The 16,399-nt window shown below is 66.4% G+C and carries 17 protein-coding genes; 6 read left to right on the forward strand and 11 right to left on the reverse strand.

What is annotated here, in order from left to right; translation table 11 throughout:
• Nucleotides 1–246 precede the first annotated feature (246 nt).
• Complete coding sequence (gene tnpC, locus WME90_RS43105; RefSeq protein WP_437277922.1) at nucleotides 247–1,845, reverse strand: IS66 family transposase; 1,599 nt, start codon at nucleotides 1,843–1,845, stop codon at nucleotides 247–249.
• 326 nt (nucleotides 1,846–2,171) lie between these two features.
• Nucleotides 2,172–3,206 (reverse strand): transposase, encoded by a 1,035-nt coding sequence (locus WME90_RS43110; protein WP_437277923.1) that lies wholly within the window; start codon nucleotides 3,204–3,206, stop codon nucleotides 2,172–2,174.
• Between the two features lie 653 nt (nucleotides 3,207–3,859).
• Between WME90_RS43110 and WME90_RS43115 the strand changes: the two genes are divergently transcribed.
• From WME90_RS43115 to WME90_RS43130, 4 genes are all read left to right on the forward strand, one after another.
• Nucleotides 3,860–4,291 (forward strand): hypothetical protein, encoded by a 432-nt coding sequence (locus WME90_RS43115; protein WP_437277924.1) that lies wholly within the window; start codon nucleotides 3,860–3,862, stop codon nucleotides 4,289–4,291.
• 126 nt (nucleotides 4,292–4,417) lie between these two features.
• Nucleotides 4,418–5,767 (forward strand): helix-turn-helix domain-containing protein, encoded by a 1,350-nt coding sequence (locus WME90_RS43120; protein ID WP_437277925.1) that lies wholly within the window; start codon nucleotides 4,418–4,420, stop codon nucleotides 5,765–5,767.
• On the forward strand, nucleotides 5,764–6,579 hold the full coding sequence (locus WME90_RS43125; RefSeq protein WP_437277926.1) for an ExeA family protein: 816 nt from the start codon (nucleotides 5,764–5,766) through the stop codon (nucleotides 6,577–6,579). Before WME90_RS43120 ends, WME90_RS43125 begins: the two co-directional genes overlap by 4 nt.
• On the forward strand, nucleotides 6,576–6,833 hold the full coding sequence (locus tag WME90_RS43130; RefSeq protein ID WP_437277927.1) for a hypothetical protein: 258 nt from the start codon (nucleotides 6,576–6,578) through the stop codon (nucleotides 6,831–6,833). Before WME90_RS43125 ends, WME90_RS43130 begins: the two co-directional genes overlap by 4 nt.
• A 113-nt stretch (nucleotides 6,834–6,946) precedes the next feature.
• Here WME90_RS43130 and WME90_RS43135 read toward each other — a convergent pair whose 3' ends face one another.
• On the reverse strand, nucleotides 6,947–7,474 hold the full coding sequence (locus WME90_RS43135) for a transposase (RefSeq protein ID WP_437277928.1): 528 nt from the start codon (nucleotides 7,472–7,474) through the stop codon (nucleotides 6,947–6,949).
• 489 nt (nucleotides 7,475–7,963) lie between these two features.
• Between WME90_RS43135 and WME90_RS43140 the strand changes: the two genes are divergently transcribed.
• The gene (locus tag WME90_RS43140) at nucleotides 7,964–8,140 is read left to right on the forward strand and encodes a hypothetical protein (RefSeq protein WP_437277929.1); all 177 of its coding nucleotides are present in this window, start codon (nucleotides 7,964–7,966) and stop codon (nucleotides 8,138–8,140) included.
• 214 nt (nucleotides 8,141–8,354) lie between these two features.
• Here the strand turns inward: WME90_RS43140 and WME90_RS43145 are convergent, their stop codons facing one another.
• Entirely contained in the window at nucleotides 8,355–9,476 is a 1,122-nt protein-coding gene (locus tag WME90_RS43145) for a LysM peptidoglycan-binding domain-containing protein (protein ID WP_437277930.1), read from the reverse strand.
• 447 nt (nucleotides 9,477–9,923) lie between these two features.
• Between WME90_RS43145 and WME90_RS43150 the strand changes: the two genes are divergently transcribed.
• The gene (locus WME90_RS43150; RefSeq protein WP_437277931.1) at nucleotides 9,924–10,133 is read left to right on the forward strand and encodes a hypothetical protein; all 210 of its coding nucleotides are present in this window, start codon (nucleotides 9,924–9,926) and stop codon (nucleotides 10,131–10,133) included.
• Between the two features lie 113 nt (nucleotides 10,134–10,246).
• On the opposite strand, the gene WME90_RS43155 is transcribed toward WME90_RS43150, so the two are convergent.
• From WME90_RS43155 to WME90_RS43185, 7 genes are all read right to left on the reverse strand, one after another.
• A complete protein-coding gene (locus tag WME90_RS43155; RefSeq protein ID WP_437277927.1) occupies nucleotides 10,247–10,504 on the reverse strand; it encodes a hypothetical protein in 258 nt (85 codons plus the stop codon).
• Entirely contained in the window at nucleotides 10,501–11,316 is an 816-nt protein-coding gene (locus WME90_RS43160; protein ID WP_437277926.1) for an ExeA family protein, read from the reverse strand. The genes WME90_RS43155 and WME90_RS43160 overlap by 4 nt, the downstream gene beginning before the upstream one ends.
• The gene (locus WME90_RS43165; protein ID WP_437277925.1) at nucleotides 11,313–12,662 is read right to left on the reverse strand and encodes a helix-turn-helix domain-containing protein; all 1,350 of its coding nucleotides are present in this window, start codon (nucleotides 12,660–12,662) and stop codon (nucleotides 11,313–11,315) included. Before WME90_RS43165 ends, WME90_RS43160 begins: the two co-directional genes overlap by 4 nt.
• A gap of 126 nt (nucleotides 12,663–12,788) precedes the next feature.
• The gene (locus WME90_RS43170) at nucleotides 12,789–13,220 is read right to left on the reverse strand and encodes a hypothetical protein (protein ID WP_437277924.1); all 432 of its coding nucleotides are present in this window, start codon (nucleotides 13,218–13,220) and stop codon (nucleotides 12,789–12,791) included.
• A gap of 736 nt (nucleotides 13,221–13,956) precedes the next feature.
• Nucleotides 13,957–14,214, reverse strand: a complete 258-nt coding sequence (locus WME90_RS43175) for a hypothetical protein (RefSeq protein ID WP_437277927.1) — start codon at nucleotides 14,212–14,214, stop codon at nucleotides 13,957–13,959.
• On the reverse strand, nucleotides 14,211–15,026 hold the full coding sequence (locus WME90_RS43180) for an ExeA family protein (RefSeq protein WP_437277926.1): 816 nt from the start codon (nucleotides 15,024–15,026) through the stop codon (nucleotides 14,211–14,213). Before WME90_RS43180 ends, WME90_RS43175 begins: the two co-directional genes overlap by 4 nt.
• Nucleotides 15,023–16,372: a helix-turn-helix domain-containing protein gene (locus tag WME90_RS43185; protein WP_437277925.1), complete on the reverse strand. Its 1,350-nt coding sequence runs from the start codon at nucleotides 16,370–16,372 to the stop codon at nucleotides 15,023–15,025. Before WME90_RS43185 ends, WME90_RS43180 begins: the two co-directional genes overlap by 4 nt.
• Between the last annotated feature and the right edge of the window lie 27 nt (nucleotides 16,373–16,399).

Genomic DNA, 16,399 nt, shown 5'->3' on the forward strand with positions numbered 1-16,399 from the left:
ATGCGAGAGCGACGGCAGGGCACCGGCAATGGCGGCGAGACCGGACTGACGGACCCCAAGGCGACGCCGGCGAAGCGCGGGACCGGTGACGCCGGCGTGCGAAGGCGGCGCCTCGGCAAGTCGAGCGCGTCCGCCGCGATCGATGGCGCAGAGACGGCGTCGTCGCGGCAACGCCGGCGAGCGGAGCCCACGCCCAGCGCGACGTCGCCGGACGCTACCCGTGGCGCAGAGCAGGCTTCGATGCGCTCACGCGGCCAGCGTGACCGGCGCCTTCCACGGGCTGACAGCGAGCCGCTGCCGAGCGTCGGTGTTCTCGAGGGTCTGCTTCCAGGACTTGGGAGCGAGCTCGAGGACCCGATCGCGCGGCCAGCTCGGCAACAGGATCAGCACGTCGCGCAGGTAGGCCCAGGGGTCAATCTGGTGCAGGGCGCAGGAGGCGATCAGCGACACGATGACGGCGTTCCACTCCGCCCCGTCGTCGCTGCCTACGAAGATCCAGTTTTTACGCCCGAGTGCCTCTCTGCGGAGCTCCAGCTCGCTGCGATTGTTGTCCAGGCGGAGCCGCCCATCCTCAAGGAAGCGGATGAGCGCGGGCCACTGGTTGCGCGCATACCCGATGGCGCCAGCGATGGGGCTCCTGGGCAGCACGAGCAGCTCCTCGCTGTCGAGCCACGCGCGGAAGGCATCGAGCACGGGTTGGGCATGGCTTCGGCGCTGCTCGGTGCGGCGACCGGGAGCCAGGTCCTTGGTCGTCTTGTCGATGGCGAAGAGCTGGTGAATGAAGCCGAGCGCCGTCATCGCACGCTCCCGGTCCGAGGACATCGCTTCAAAGAAGCGCCGGCGGCAATGGGCCCAGCAGCCGACCTCGGTGACCTGCTCGGTCCGGAACAGCTCCTCGTAGACGCTCGATGCGTTGGCCTGGACGTAGCCCTTGTACCCGCGAAGAAACTGCTTGGGGCCATCCTGGTTGTGACGCGGCGTGAAGCGGAAGAGCACGTGGTCTCGGTCGGCCACGAGCACCCAGAAGTGTCCACGCCGGCACTTGTCCTTGGCCTGGACGAGCACTCCCGTGGCGTCGATGGCGATGCAATGGGCGGAGAGCGCGTCCTTGGCCATGGCGGCGACCAGATACCCCAGCACCTCGGCGCACGAGCTGACCCAGCCGCAGAGCGTCGAGCGCGCCAGGTGTACCCCTTGGCGCTCGTAGATCTTCTCCTGCCGATGCAGCGGCAGATGATCGCCATACTTGCTCACCAGCACGTGCGCGAGCAGCCCTGGCCCGGCCAGCGAGCGGGGCACGGGGCTGTCGGCTACATCCGCGATGACGACGCCGGCCTCGGGCTCGCCCCTGGTGGCAAACTTGGGTCGCACGATTTGAAGCCGCACGAAGCTCGCGGGCCTCCACTCCAGCGTCTCGGACACCTCTTCGCCGATGCGGACCATCTCGGCGGCGCGCTCATCGCGCACCTCCGGCGGCAGCAGCTCGATCCGCTCGACTGGCAGGTGCTCGGGCAACTTCTGCCGTCCGTGCGGGGTGCTCCTGCGCCCCTTGCCGTTGCCCCCAGAGCCGCCTCCTGGCGCAGCGCCGTCGCCTTCAGGCGTGCTCGCGGTGCCGGAGTCGGGGAGCGCCGCTGCCCCCGCGAGCATCTGGACGATGGCGTCGAAGGCGAGCTGCATCTGCCCAGGGTCGACATGCTCGGCCTTCTGGCCGAAGATGTGGCGGCGAACCCGCTCCAGCTCGATGCTGGCGAGCTCGTAGAGCTTGCGGTACTCGTCGCGCTCGTGCGCGGCGCGCGCCAGCTTGCCCTTCAGCTCATGAATCTGCTCTTCGAGCGGCTTGCTCACGAGGTGGTAAGTACTCGTGACTTTTTGCTTTTTGAAGAGGGTTGTTGCAGGAAAAAGAAGGGCTCTCGATGCAATGCAGCGCGCGCGATGCCCGACAGAGCCGGGACAGGTCGGATGAGATCACGAGCCTGGAGGCGGAGCCACCTGGCAGACGCGCACGTCTCGCCGCAGCTTCGAAGGCGTGAGCGCGATGCCCTCGAGGATCTTCGCCAGCTCGGCCGCGTCGATGACGACACTCGTAGCTCCTGGAGTGACCGCGCGCGGGGCTCGAAACGTCTCGCGCTCTAGAGCGGCGAACACATTGAAAACGATTAAATTACGGTAGGTTACGCTGCCTGCTGCATCAGGCGTTGGGCCGCCTCGAGATTCTGGATCGCTGCTGCGCGCCGGAGGTCGAACAGATTTCTCCTGGCGCCGATGTAGCGTGCAGTGTGGCCCTTTCGTGCCGCGATGTGGGCGAGCGCATGCTCCACAGCCACCCGCTGGCGGAGCACGGCGCGACCTGCCCCCGTCTGCTGTAGCTTCCGGAATTTGCGCTGCAAAGCCTCGTCCTCCGCGATGGACACGGTCCGTCCCCGTCCCGAGGCGGCTTGGGTGCACCTGGCTCGGAGGGGGCACGCGCCGCACTCCTCAGGATCAAACTCGACGGTGTCGCCCGGCTCGAATACCTCGACCTGTCCCGCCGGACAGGTGATCGTCTTGGTGCGCAGGTCGATCTTGAAGTCGCGCTTGCTGAACAGGTTGGGTCTGCGAGCACGCTGTCCCCAAGGCTTCGAGAACACCTGGCCACCGTCGCGTATCACGTCGTCAACGACGGGACTGTTCACATAGGCGCGATCGATATGGAGCTCGCCGAGGCACAGCCGCTGACGTTGGATGTCCTTGGCGATCGGTGCGGCCCCCTCTTCTTCGGGGCGATTCGCTGGCGTGACAGCGCAGGCGACGATGACGGGAAGGTCCAGGTCGCGTGCGATATGTTCCTTGTAGCCATCGAACCTCTTCGAGCGGCTCTTTCTTCCGTGGCGCATCTCGGCGTCCTCGATGGAGACACGGCGGTCAGCTGCAACACCTTGACGGATGCGAACGGTCCCATCCTCAGCCGTTTCCAGGTCTTGGTCCCGAACCTGTGTGACCGCATCCAGATAGAAGCGGAGCGGCTGCTCGACAACGTCGTCCAGATGGCGGTCCACCCACTGCTGCAGGGACGAGACCTGCCGCTCCAGGATCTGAATCGCCGCCGCCTTCTGTCTCGGGTCGCTCCAATCGAGATCGAGCCCGGCCTTGATGCTGGGAGCCAGAAGCAGCGGGATGCCCGCCTTGCGACAGATCTCCTCGGGCGGGCGCTCCGTGATCTTCGACACGACGCGGACGATGCTGCGTGCTGCATGGCCGAGCAGCTTGATCGTGTCCTCAACTGTTACTGAGCACCGTCGTTGATGCCGATGGTGCGCCTGTCGATCCAGCTCTTTGATGGCAGGGTGCTCGACCCACCGGAGAACACCATCACCGAGGCGGATCAGGTGCGATGACGGGGGTGTCCGAGGGCAGCAAGCTGCCAGGGGGCTCCCCGGCCATGCATTGCGCCGAGTCCGATAAAATTCTCAGCGTAGCTACTCCTGAGCATGCTCGCGTTGGTCGAATCCAGGAGCACAGGAAAAGAGGGAGCGCACATTCCGTTCGCCTCTCGAAAATTACCAGCACGACTCCTCGTCCGTCGGCGCAACGAACGGAGTAGGTCAGCGGCAGGAGCGGAGCATCGGCGCGGCGCCGGCCACAAAATAGGCGACGGGAGGAGCTCGTTTGGCCGCGTGCCCCCTCCCGTCGTGCTCCGAATCGCTTGAAAGAGCGGAGCCCTCAACAGATCGTCCATTTGGACCTCGATGTCAAAGGCTGGCTCGGTTCCCCGCCCACCGTAGAGCGCGCGCGGCCAGCCCGCTGCCCCCGTTGCGGCGCGGCGGGGTGCCCGCTGGGGGGCGGGTTGGGGCTGTGGGGTCACGGAACGCGGTCGCGGCAGGTGCGCGGGCCGCTGGCTGCCGGCGAGCGCGGCGGGCTCGTCACGATCGAGGCGCGCCGCTATCGATGCCGCCATTGCAGCGCCGCGATCACGGTCGTTCCGCGGGGCGTCGCGCCGCGACGGCACTTCGCCGCGACGGCGATCGGTCTGGCCCTGCTGCTCGTCGGCGTCGCCGGTGCAGCGCTCATCGATGTGCGGCGGCGCGTCAGCCCTTGGTCCGCCAGCTTCGATGCTGACAGCTGGGTGACCGTGCGGCGCTGGCTACGCGCCATCGACCAGGGGCACCTCTTTGCGGCGGTCCGCCCCAGTCCCCTCGCTTCATCGCTGCGGCAGCGGGCCGAGCGGGCCGCGATGACGCTCGTCGCGATGGCGCCTTTTGCGGCCGAGGTCCCCGAGGCCGCCGTCATGGCGGGCGCCGCGCGGGCTGCGTGATGGCAACAGGCCCGCTCGCCGGGCTCATGTCGGACCCCACCCGGTTGGATCCTCGGTCGGCGGAGCGCCTTGCGCTTGGATGGCTGTGCGGCCGGTGCGGTGTCACCGGCGCGGAAAGGACACGACGTGCAAGACCCCCTCCAGCCGAAGGACCAATCGGAAGCGGTAGCGCTCTATCGCAGCGAGATCATCGGCTCGCTCATGCACCGCGAGCTCGACCGCGGAGAGCTCGCCGAAGCGCTCGCCGACCTGAGCAAGCAGCGGTTTCGCCCACCGCGCGCCCATTCTCCGCGCACATACTCCGTCCCCACGCTCGAGCGCTGGTATTACGCGTACAAGGCGGAAGGCCTCGAAGGGTTGCGCCCCAAGCCCCGTAGGGACAAAGGCCGGGCGCGTGAGCTCACCCCCGAGCAACGACGGATGCTGCTCGATATCCGAGAGGAGCACCCGAGCGCCTCGGTCTCGCTCATCCTCGACACCCTGATCGCGGCGGGCCGGCTCGACAAAGACGCCATCTCCGCCACCACGGTGCGACGGCTGTACGCCGAACACAGCCTCGATCGCATCGCGCTGCGCGATCGCACGGGCGGCAAGGTGCGGCTGCGCTGGCAGGCCGAGCACCCCGGCGCCCTGTGGCACGGCGATGTGTGTCACGCATCGCCGATCCTCGTTAACGGCAGCCCGGCGCCGGTGCGGATCCACGCGCTGCTCGACGACGCCTCCCGGTACATCCTCGCGATCGAGGCGATGAGCGCCGAGCGGGAGGTCGACATGCTGGCGCTCTTCATCCGGGCGCTGCGCAAGCACGGCGCTCCCGACGCCCTCTACCTGGACAACGGCTCGACCTACCGCGGGCACACCTTGCACCTTGCGTGCGAGCGACTCGGCACCACCCTGATCCACGCCCGCCCGTACGACGCCCCCGCGCGCGGCAAGATGGAGCGCTTCTGGAGGACGTTGCGCGGGAGGTGCCTGGACTTCATCGGAGCGCTCGGGTCGCTCCACGACCTCAACGTCCGGCTCTACGCATGGATCGACGAGCACTACCACCGCACACCGCACGCGGCGCTCTTCGGCAAGTGCCCCGCGCAGGTCTACGAGAAGTATCCCCACGTCACCGACGACCTCGACGAGCGGAAGCTGCGCGACGCGCTCACGACCCAGGCCCGCCGGCGCGTGCGGCGTGACAGCACGCTCTCGATGGATGGGGAGGACTGGGAGACCGATCTCGGCTTCCTCGCCGGCCACCTCGTCACAGTGTCGAGGTGCCTCGTCACGCCGAACGAGCCGCCCTGGATCGAACACGAGGGCAAACGCTTCGCCCTGCACCGGGTAGATCCGGTGAAGAACGCCCAGCGGCCGCGACCGGCCTGCAACCTCGATGTCGCTCACGAGGCGCGCGTCCCCTTCGACCCGCCGAAAACGCTCCTGGACAAGGCTCTCGGACGGACGCCTCGCGGTGACGAGGAGGGATGACCATGGACTTCTGCAGCTACTTCAGCTTCACCGCAGAGCCATTTTCCAAGGAGGTCGAAGACGGCGAGCTTTGGCTCCCCCCGTCCAAGCAGATGCTCCTCGAGACGCTCATCGAGGCGGTGCACGCCAGAAAGAGCGTGCTGCTCGCCGGTGACCCCGGCGTCGGCAAGACGTGTCTGCTCCGCGCGCTCCGTCATGCCCTTTCGCCGCAGACGTTTCGCTTGACCTACTGCGCCAACGTGACCCTTGGACGCCGGGACTTCTATCGCCAGCTCTGTCTGGCCCTCGGTCTCGCGCGCTGCAGCACCGCTGGAGACGTCTTCTACGCGGTCAGCACGCACGTCGAGGAACTCGCGAAGGAGCGCGTATTTCCGGTTTTCGTCCTCGATGAGGCCCATCTACTTCATCAGGACACACTCGATCATCTTCACATACTCCTTAATTACGCCTGGGATAGCCGCGCATTGCTTTCGCTCGTGTTGCTTGGCTTGCCCGAGCTCGGCGAGCGGCTCCGCGTGCGCCGCAATCGATCCCTGTATTCACGCCTCCATTACCGATTGACCATCGACCCGCTCACGCCGGACGATACGGCCGACTATCTGCGTGTACGTCTCGGCCGAGTCGGCTGCACGAAAGAGCTCTTCACCTCGGACGCGATCGCGATGCTGCACGAGGCGGCCGCTGGCAGCCTGCGCGACACCGATCGACTCACCACCGCCGCGCTCCGCGCCGCTGCGCGCAAGAAGCGCAAGCTCGTCGAGCGCGACATCCTGAGCCGCATCCTGCAGCTGGACGCAGAGGAGGCCGGATGAACCCCGTCCCCTTGGCCGAGGGGGACACGCGGCGCGGCGACGCCGCGGGCAGCGCAGCCGCCGCCCTCGTCGCGGCCCTCGCGCTCGCCCGCGACGCGCTCACCGCGCGCTACCCGGGCGACCCGGATCCGCTTTGCCCTCGCCTCTACGCCGTCGACGTCGTGCTCCACTACCTCGATCGGCTCGACGACGCTCTCGCTCGCTATCACGCCGTCCTCGACGGCGATGACCGCCTCCCCCTCCGCATCGACTGAGAGCGCCGGCGCTCTGCGACCGCCGCAGTCACCCGACGCATCGCCTCGCTGCAATCGCGGTGAGCGGAGATCCAGCTCGATGATGGCCATCACAGAGCCGGATCTTCCGGCCATCAAACAGCCTGCTCGGTAACATCAACCCGCCCGGCTCCCGCTAAAGGGCGGCTATCGATGGCCACGCGCAGCGCTTTGGACACCGCCCGCTTCTCGCTCTCCGTCATCGCGCCCGACCGAACGAGCGCCACGGTCCGCTCCAGCAGCATCCGGTCCATCTCATGCTCGACCATCCGCTCTCGGAACGCCTGCAGCGCGCCCTGCGCGAACGCGGGCGTGGCCGCCCCCAGGCAACCGAGCACCATCTGCCAGCGAAGGTCGACGATCGACAGCTCCACCGCCTCGGCATCTGATGCGCCGACGTAGCCTTGGAGCAGCGTGACCATGCACATCAGCGCCGGCGGATGCGGCGGCTCACCTGCTCCCGTGGTCCGGTACATGCTCTCCAGCTGCTCCTGGAACGTCTCGTCGAATAGCTCGTGCCGGTGCAGCCTGAGAAAGCCGAACAGGGCTCGCACCCGATTCAACCGTTTCATGAGCGCCTGTTCCTGCCGCGACAGCTCCACCGGCGGCAACCATCGTTCCATCCGTGCACCTCCAGGCGCGGACGAGATCATGGCCCGGCGAGGCCGTCGAGCCTTCCATCGAAGCGCTCGGGATTACCACAAAATCAAACTGATCGGTCCTCTAGCACTGTGAGCGAGCTACGACCGGCTCCGGTTCGATGGGAATGATTTCATACGCTGCCGCTCAGCAGTAGAGCGCATCGTCTTGGCGCTCCAAAGCGTCAAGGCTCGGCCTCATGGACTGCGCCTGGGCCGGGCAAGCAAATCTTCAATGGCGAGCACCGTCAGCTTCGCGATGACGACCCTGGTGATCCGTCGGCCAACTGACTCGTGCGCATCCTCTCGATGCGCACATATCTTGCTCTCCTCGGATGCCTCCGCGAGCCGCGTCGCCGGCACGGCGGAGGGTTCCCGGTACAAATCGCCCTCCAGGACGAGAACGTGGACGTCATGGAGCAGCCGGCCATGGCTGCGCTGGCGAGCACCTGATCGCCGAACGTGCTGTCGCAAGTGCGCAAGTTGCAGATGATCGTCACTCACTGGGAAATTTTTCGCAGGAGCACGGGCAGGCGGCGTGTCGTCAATCGAGCCACTTCGGTATCCCCGAAGATGCTGAAGGCGAAGATGAGCGACCTGGCGACGTGCTTCTTCGTCGAGCGCAGGGAGGACGTGAAGCCCATCGGCTAGGCGGGGGTCGGCAAGTCGCAGAACGCTCACGGGATCGAGAAAGAAAAGGTGGCAGGAGTAGCACGGTTGATGAAGCATAAGGTTGTCTCTCACGCTCCTTTTGTGAGCGACCGGCTCTTCTCGTGCCGTGTCCTTCAAATCTGTCGCGGAACGATCGAAAGTCGAATATAGGACAACGCGTAGCCGCGATCGATTCAGCGGTGCGGCCTGAGTTTCAGGGCGCCGCCCGTGTCGTACTCACCGTAGTTCTCAGCGACAGGTTGGCCGGTGCTACGGCGCGTGGGAGAGCCATAGATGCCCCTTGGATCATCATCATACCTCGGGCTATCATCGTACCGCCAGCGGCAAATGAAGGGACGTCGTCCGCAACGCCGATACCCATTGTAAAAAAATCTTCGATTATGCTGCCAACAATGATAGCGCTCCCAGCCGCAACGAGCCCTCTCCCCATGACACCATCCCAATCGACTGGAGGCAGCAGGAGCGGCAGCGGCAAAGGAAACCCGGGCGGCTGCGGCCCCGGCCGCGGAAATTGCGGCCTCGGCGTGATCTGAAGTGAAATGCTCACGTTCGCGGCACAATAGCGGAAAACGCCGATGGAACCCTCGAGGACCTTCGGAAGGCGTATTTCAACACGCAATGTCGGAATCGGACTTTCAGACGACATCTCGACGCCGAAAGCTGTTGCTACGGTGTCCGGAGCATTGCTCTGGCTGACAAGCATCGAGCGAAACGTTACAATTTTTCTTTCCGGATCGAATATGTAGCGTTTGTCGCCGATCAGCTTTCCAAAATTCTGATTGGCCTCGTCTGTGACCTGAAGCTCGATCTGCTTACGCTGAGTCACGTAGATGGCAGGGTACGACTTCTTGGTCATGAGGAAAATGTCGCCGTTCGTGCGTTCGATGATGACGGCGGTGCCGACGTCGATTTCATGGCTCGGCAAATCTTCAAGTCGGTATTTGATAGATATAGGCGAATTCATGCTGGCCAGTTGGTTCATTAGCAAGTAGGAGCTGAGTGGTGGCAAATATTGTGATGATTTCGGTAAAAACGTTGTGGCCTGCCGTGAGCCGGACGACAGGCTTGCTTTGGGGCGGGTGTGCATGGAGCACCTGGGTATTGACTTTGCTGCCCCTGGAAGCACGGGAATGAGAAGGGTTTGACCAAGCCGAATGAGATCGGGATTGGGTAGTCCGCTTCCGGTAACGGCGATCACTTCACGGCGATTGTTGTACCGCCAAATACGAGGCCATTGTCCACCGTCGCCGAGTGTCTCACTCGCAATTCGCCAAAGGCTGTCGCCTGTTCTAACCACATAACGCTCGCCCAACATGGGTCATCCTCCCTCTCAAATGGCGCATTCTCGGCAGAGCGGGCAGAGTTTTACATTGATCGTGAACGTTAGCCTTCTGGGCCATCGGTTCACGCTACAATAGCTTATCCTAAACGGGTCTTCGTTGGAATACCGCAGCGACCGATTCTTGGGCCGCATGCGACCCTCCTACGCTTGCGCCTGGACGGAAATCTGCCAGTTCGCAGGGGCATGGGGCCACCTGACGGCGTTTTTCGCAGGGTCATCGGGGTATCCGTTCGGCAGAGCGCATCCTGACGTCGAGCAGGCCAGGGACATAGGCTTGCCGTGCGATGCGAGAGCGACGGCAGGGCACCGGCAATGGCGGCGAGACGTAAGCGCCCGACCATCGCCATAGGCATGGTCCCTTGCGGCTCTCGCCGTGGTCGACGATGCTGGGCGCGGGGCGGCGTCGACCCACGGCTCGGCGTGGGCACAGGTGGTCCTGAAAAAGGGTGCGGCAGCGCCGACGGCGTCGAGCAGTTGCAGCAGCCGGGCGATCGCGCTGCCGACGTTGCCGCCGCGCTCGGCCACGATGCGGAGGAATGCCTGGCTGCTGCGGGCGGCGCGTGCGAGGCGATCGAGACCGCGGTGCTCGCGGGCGCGGCGCTTCTCGTTGTTACCGAGCAGGCTGTTTGATGGCCGGAAGATCCGGCTCTGTGATGGCCATCATCGAGCTGGATCTCCGCTCACCGCGATTGCAGCGAGGCGATGCGTCGGGTGACTGCGGCGGTCGCAGAGCGCCGGCGCTCTCAGTCGATGCGGAGGGGGAGGCGGTCATCGCCGTCGAGGACGGCGTGATAGCGAGCGAGAGCGTCGTCGAGCCGATCGAGGTAGTGGAGCACGACGTCGACGGCGTAGAGGCGAGGGCAAAGCGGATCCGGGTCGCCCGGGTAGCGCGCGGTGAGCGCGTCGCGGGCGAGCGCGAGGGCCGCGACGAGGGCGGCGGCTGCGCTGCCCGCGGCGTCGCCGCGCCGCGTGTCCCCCTCGGCCAAGGGGACGGGGTTCATCCGGCCTCCTCTGCGTCCAGCTGCAGGATGCGGCTCAGGATGTCGCGCTCGACGAGCTTGCGCTTCTTGCGCGCAGCGGCGCGGAGCGCGGCGGTGGTGAGTCGATCGGTGTCGCGCAGGCTGCCAGCGGCCGCCTCGTGCAGCATCGCGATCGCGTCCGAGGTGAAGAGCTCTTTCGTGCAGCCGACTCGGCCGAGACGTACACGCAGATAGTCGGCCGTATCGTCCGGCGTGAGCGGGTCGATGGTCAATCGGTAATGGAGGCGTGAATACAGGGATCGATTGCGGCGCACGCGGAGCCGCTCGCCGAGCTCGGGCAAGCCAAGCAACACGAGCGAAAGCAATGCGCGGCTATCCCAGGCGTAATTAAGGAGTATGTGAAGATGATCGAGTGTGTCCTGATGAAGTAGATGGGCCTCATCGAGGACGAAAACCGGAAATACGCGCTCCTTCGCGAGTTCCTCGACGTGCGTGCTGACCGCGTAGAAGACGTCTCCAGCGGTGCTGCAGCGCGCGAGACCGAGGGCCAGACAGAGCTGGCGATAGAAGTCCCGGCGTCCAAGGGTCACGTTGGCGCAGTAGGTCAAGCGAAACGTCTGCGGCGAAAGGGCATGACGGAGCGCGCGGAGCAGACACGTCTTGCCGACGCCGGGGTCACCGGCGAGCAGCACGCTCTTTCTGGCGTGCACCGCCTCGATGAGCGTCTCGAGGAGCATCTGCTTGGACGGGGGGAGCCAAAGCTCGCCGTCTTCGACCTCCTTGGAAAATGGCTCTGCGGTGAAGCTGAAGTAGCTGCAGAAGTCCATGGTCATCCCTCCTCGTCACCGCGAGGCGTCCGTCCGAGAGCCTTGTCCAGGAGCGTTTTCGGCGGGTCGAAGGGGACGCGCGCCTCGTGAGCGACATCGAGGTTGCAGGCCGGTCGCGGCCGCTGGGCGTTCTTCACCGGATCTACCCGGTGCAGGGCGAAGCGTTTGCCCTCGTGTTCGATCCAGGGCGGCTCGTTCGGCGTGACGAGGCACCTCGACACTGTGACGAGGTGGCCGGCGAGGAAGCCGAGATCGGTCTCCCAGTCCTCCCCATCCATCGAGAGCGTGCTGTCACGCCGCACGCGCCGGCGGGCCTGGGTCGTGAGCGCGTCGCGCAGCTTCCGCTCGTCGAGGTCGTCGGTGACGTGGGGATACTTCTCGTAGACCTGCGCGGGGCACTTGCCGAAGAGCGCCGCGTGCGGTGTGCGGTGGTAGTGCTCGTCGATCCATGCGTAGAGCCGGACGTTGAGGTCGTGGAGCGACCCGAGCGCTCCGATGAAGTCCAGGCACCTCCCGCGCAACGTCCTCCAGAAGCGCTCCATCTTGCCGCGCGCGGGGGCGTCGTACGGGCGGGCGTGGATCAGGGTGGTGCCGAGTCGCTCGCACGCAAGGTGCAAGGTGTGCCCGCGGTAGGTCGAGCCGTTGTCCAGGTAGAGGGCGTCGGGAGCGCCGTGCTTGCGCAGCGCCCGGATGAAGAGCGCCAGCATGTCGACCTCCCGCTCGGCGCTCATCGCCTCGATCGCGAGGATGTACCGGGAGGCGTCGTCGAGCAGCGCGTGGATCCGCACCGGCGCCGGGCTGCCGTTAACGAGGATCGGCGATGCGTGACACACATCGCCGTGCCACAGGGCGCCGGGGTGCTCGGCCTGCCAGCGCAGCCGCACCTTGCCGCCCGTGCGATCGCGCAGCGCGATGCGATCGAGGCTGTGTTCGGCGTACAGCCGTCGCACCGTGGTGGCGGAGATGGCGTCTTTGTCGAGCCGGCCCGCCGCGATCAGGGTGTCGAGGATGAGCGAGACCGAGGCGCTCGGGTGCTCCTCTCGGATATCGAGCAGCATCCGTCGTTGCTCGGGGGTGAGCTCACGCGCCCGGCCTTTGTCCCTACGGGGCTTGGGGCGCAACCCTTCGAGGCCTTCCGCCTTGTACGCGTAATACCAGCGCTCGAGCGTGGGGACGGAGTATGTGCGCGGAGAATGGGCGCGCGGTGGGCGAAACCGCTGCTTGCTCAGGTCGGCGAGCGCTTCGGCGAGCTCTCCGCGGTCGAGCTCGCGGTGCATGAGCGAGCCGATGATCTCGCTGCGATAGAGCGCTACCGCTTCCGATTGGTCCTTCGGCTGGAGGGGGTCTTGCACGTCGTGTCCTTTCCGCGCCGGTGACACCGCACCGGCCGCACAGCCATCCAAGCGCAAGGCGCTCCGCCGACCGAGGATCCAACCGGGTGGGGTCCGACATGAGCCCGGCGAGCGGGCCTGTTGCCATCACGCAGCCCGCGCGGCGCCCGCCATGACGGCGGCCTCGGGGACCTCGGCCGCAAAAGGCGCCATCGCGACGAGCGTCATCGCGGCCCGCTCGGCCCGCTGCCGCAGCGATGAAGCGAGGGGACTGGGGCGGACCGCCGCAAAGAGGTGCCCCTGGTCGATGGCGCGTAGCCAGCGCCGCACGGTCACCCAGCTGTCAGCATCGAAGCTGGCGGACCAAGGGCTGACGCGCCGCCGCACATCGATGAGCGCTGCACCGGCGACGCCGACGAGCAGCAGGGCCAGACCGATCGCCGTCGCGGCGAAGTGCCGTCGCGGCGCGACGCCCCGCGGAACGACCGTGATCGCGGCGCTGCAATGGCGGCATCGATAGCGGCGCGCCTCGATCGTGACGAGCCCGCCGCGCTCGCCGGCAGCCAGCGGCCCGCGCACCTGCCGCGACCGCGTTCCGTGACCCCACAGCCCCAACCCGCCCCCCAGCGGGCACCCCGCCGCGCCGCAACGGGGGCAGCGGGCTGGCCGCGCGCGCTCTACGGTGGGCGGGGAACCGAGCCAGCCTTTGACATCGAGGTCCAAATGGACGATCTGTTGAGGGCTCCGCTCTTTCAAGCGATTCGGAGCACGACGGGAGGGGGCACGCGGCCAAACGAGCTCCTCCCGTCGCCTATTTTGTGGCCGGCGCCGCGCCGATGCTCCGCTCCTGCCGCTGACCTACTCCGTTCGTTGCGCCGACGGACGAGGAGTCGTGCTGGTAATTTTCGAGAGGCGAACGGAATGCGCGCTCCCTCTTTTCCTGTGCTCCTGGATTCGACCAACGCGAGCATGCTCAGGAGTAGCTACGCTGAGAATTTTATCGGACTCGGCGCAATGCATGGCCGGGGAGCCCCCTGGCAGCTTGCTGCCCTCGGACACCCCCGTCATCGCACCTGATCCGCCTCGGTGATGGTGTTCTCCGGTGGGTCGAGCACCCTGCCATCAAAGAGCTGGATCGACAGGCGCACCATCGGCATCAACGACGGTGCTCAGTAACACTTGTTACCGAGCAGGCTGTTTGATGGCCGGAAGATCCGGCTCTGTGATGGCCATCATCGAGCTGGATCTCCGCTCACCGCGATTGCAGCGAGGCGATGCGTCGGGTGACTGCGGCGGTCGCAGAGCGCCGGCGCTCTCAGTCGATGCGGAGGGGGAGGCGGTCATCGCCGTCGAGGACGGCGTGATAGCGAGCGAGAGCGTCGTCGAGCCGATCGAGGTAGTGGAGCACGACGTCGACGGCGTAGAGGCGAGGGCAAAGCGGATCCGGGTCGCCCGGGTAGCGCGCGGTGAGCGCGTCGCGGGCGAGCGCGAGGGCCGCGACGAGGGCGGCGGCTGCGCTGCCCGCGGCGTCGCCGCGCCGCGTGTCCCCCTCGGCCAAGGGGACGGGGTTCATCCGGCCTCCTCTGCGTCCAGCTGCAGGATGCGGCTCAGGATGTCGCGCTCGACGAGCTTGCGCTTCTTGCGCGCAGCGGCGCGGAGCGCGGCGGTGGTGAGTCGATCGGTGTCGCGCAGGCTGCCAGCGGCCGCCTCGTGCAGCATCGCGATCGCGTCCGAGGTGAAGAGCTCTTTCGTGCAGCCGACTCGGCCGAGACGTACACGCAGATAGTCGGCCGTATCGTCCGGCGTGAGCGGGTCGATGGTCAATCGGTAATGGAGGCGTGAATACAGGGATCGATTGCGGCGCACGCGGAGCCGCTCGCCGAGCTCGGGCAAGCCAAGCAACACGAGCGAAAGCAATGCGCGGCTATCCCAGGCGTAATTAAGGAGTATGTGAAGATGATCGAGTGTGTCCTGATGAAGTAGATGGGCCTCATCGAGGACGAAAACCGGAAATACGCGCTCCTTCGCGAGTTCCTCGACGTGCGTGCTGACCGCGTAGAAGACGTCTCCAGCGGTGCTGCAGCGCGCGAGACCGAGGGCCAGACAGAGCTGGCGATAGAAGTCCCGGCGTCCAAGGGTCACGTTGGCGCAGTAGGTCAAGCGAAACGTCTGCGGCGAAAGGGCATGACGGAGCGCGCGGAGCAGACACGTCTTGCCGACGCCGGGGTCACCGGCGAGCAGCACGCTCTTTCTGGCGTGCACCGCCTCGATGAGCGTCTCGAGGAGCATCTGCTTGGACGGGGGGAGCCAAAGCTCGCCGTCTTCGACCTCCTTGGAAAATGGCTCTGCGGTGAAGCTGAAGTAGCTGCAGAAGTCCATGGTCATCCCTCCTCGTCACCGCGAGGCGTCCGTCCGAGAGCCTTGTCCAGGAGCGTTTTCGGCGGGTCGAAGGGGACGCGCGCCTCGTGAGCGACATCGAGGTTGCAGGCCGGTCGCGGCCGCTGGGCGTTCTTCACCGGATCTACCCGGTGCAGGGCGAAGCGTTTGCCCTCGTGTTCGATCCAGGGCGGCTCGTTCGGCGTGACGAGGCACCTCGACACTGTGACGAGGTGGCCGGCGAGGAAGCCGAGATCGGTCTCCCAGTCCTCCCCATCCATCGAGAGCGTGCTGTCACGCCGCACGCGCCGGCGGGCCTGGGTCGTGAGCGCGTCGCGCAGCTTCCGCTCGTCGAGGTCGTCGGTGACGTGGGGATACTTCTCGTAGACCTGCGCGGGGCACTTGCCGAAGAGCGCCGCGTGCGGTGTGCGGTGGTAGTGCTCGTCGATCCATGCGTAGAGCCGGACGTTGAGGTCGTGGAGCGACCCGAGCGCTCCGATGAAGTCCAGGCACCTCCCGCGCAACGTCCTCCAGAAGCGCTCCATCTTGCCGCGCGCGGGGGCGTCGTACGGGCGGGCGTGGATCAGGGTGGTGCCGAGTCGCTCGCACGCAAGGTGCAAGGTGTGCCCGCGGTAGGTCGAGCCGTTGTCCAGGTAGAGGGCGTCGGGAGCGCCGTGCTTGCGCAGCGCCCGGATGAAGAGCGCCAGCATGTCGACCTCCCGCTCGGCGCTCATCGCCTCGATCGCGAGGATGTACCGGGAGGCGTCGTCGAGCAGCGCGTGGATCCGCACCGGCGCCGGGCTGCCGTTAACGAGGATCGGCGATGCGTGACACACATCGCCGTGCCACAGGGCGCCGGGGTGCTCGGCCTGCCAGCGCAGCCGCACCTTGCCGCCCGTGCGATCGCGCAGCGCGATGCGATCGAGGCTGTGTTCGGCGTACAGCCGTCGCACCGTGGTGGCGGAGATGGCGTCTTTGTCGAGCCGGCCCGCCGCGATCAGGGTGTCGAGGATGAGCGAGACCGAGGCGCTCGGGTGCTCCTCTCGGATATCGAGCAGCATCCGTCGTTGCTCGGGGGTGAGCTCACGCGCCCGGCCTTTGTCCCTACGGGGCTTGGGGCGCAACCCTTCGAGGCCTTCCGCCTTGTACGCGTAATACCAGCGCTCGAGCGTGGGGACGGAGTATGTGCGCGGAGAATGGGCGCGCGGTGGGCGAAACCGCTGCTTGCTCAGGTCGGCGAGCGCTTCGGCGAGCTCTCCGCGGTCGAGCTCGCGGTGCATGAGCGAGCCGATGATCTCGCTGCGATAGAGCGCTACCGCTTCCGATTGGTCCTTCGGCTGGAGGGGGTCTTGCACGTCGTGTCCTTTCCGCGCCGGTGACAC

The organism is Sorangium sp. So ce375, assembly GCF_051473855.1.
In the GTDB taxonomy this organism is placed as follows: domain Bacteria; phylum Myxococcota_A; class Polyangia; order Polyangiales; family Polyangiaceae; genus Sorangium.

Bases quoted from the DNA above. Each gene is read 5' to 3' on its own strand.
- WME90_RS43160 (WP_437277926.1), bottom strand. From the start codon at position 11,316: ATGACCATGGACTTCTGCAGCTACTTCAGCTTCACCGCAGAGCCATTT.
- WME90_RS43145 (WP_437277930.1), bottom strand. From the start codon at position 9,476: ATGTTGGGCGAGCGTTATGTGGTTAGAACAGGCGACAGCCTTTGGCGA.
- WME90_RS43155 (WP_437277927.1), bottom strand. From the start codon at position 10,504: ATGAACCCCGTCCCCTTGGCCGAGGGGGACACGCGGCGCGGCGACGCC.
- WME90_RS43180 (WP_437277926.1), bottom strand. From the start codon at position 15,026: ATGACCATGGACTTCTGCAGCTACTTCAGCTTCACCGCAGAGCCATTT.
- WME90_RS43175 (WP_437277927.1), bottom strand. From the start codon at position 14,214: ATGAACCCCGTCCCCTTGGCCGAGGGGGACACGCGGCGCGGCGACGCC.
- WME90_RS43130 (WP_437277927.1), top strand. From the start codon at position 6,576: ATGAACCCCGTCCCCTTGGCCGAGGGGGACACGCGGCGCGGCGACGCC.
- WME90_RS43135 (WP_437277928.1), bottom strand. From the start codon at position 7,474: ATGGAACGATGGTTGCCGCCGGTGGAGCTGTCGCGGCAGGAACAGGCG.
- WME90_RS43125 (WP_437277926.1), top strand. From the start codon at position 5,764: ATGACCATGGACTTCTGCAGCTACTTCAGCTTCACCGCAGAGCCATTT.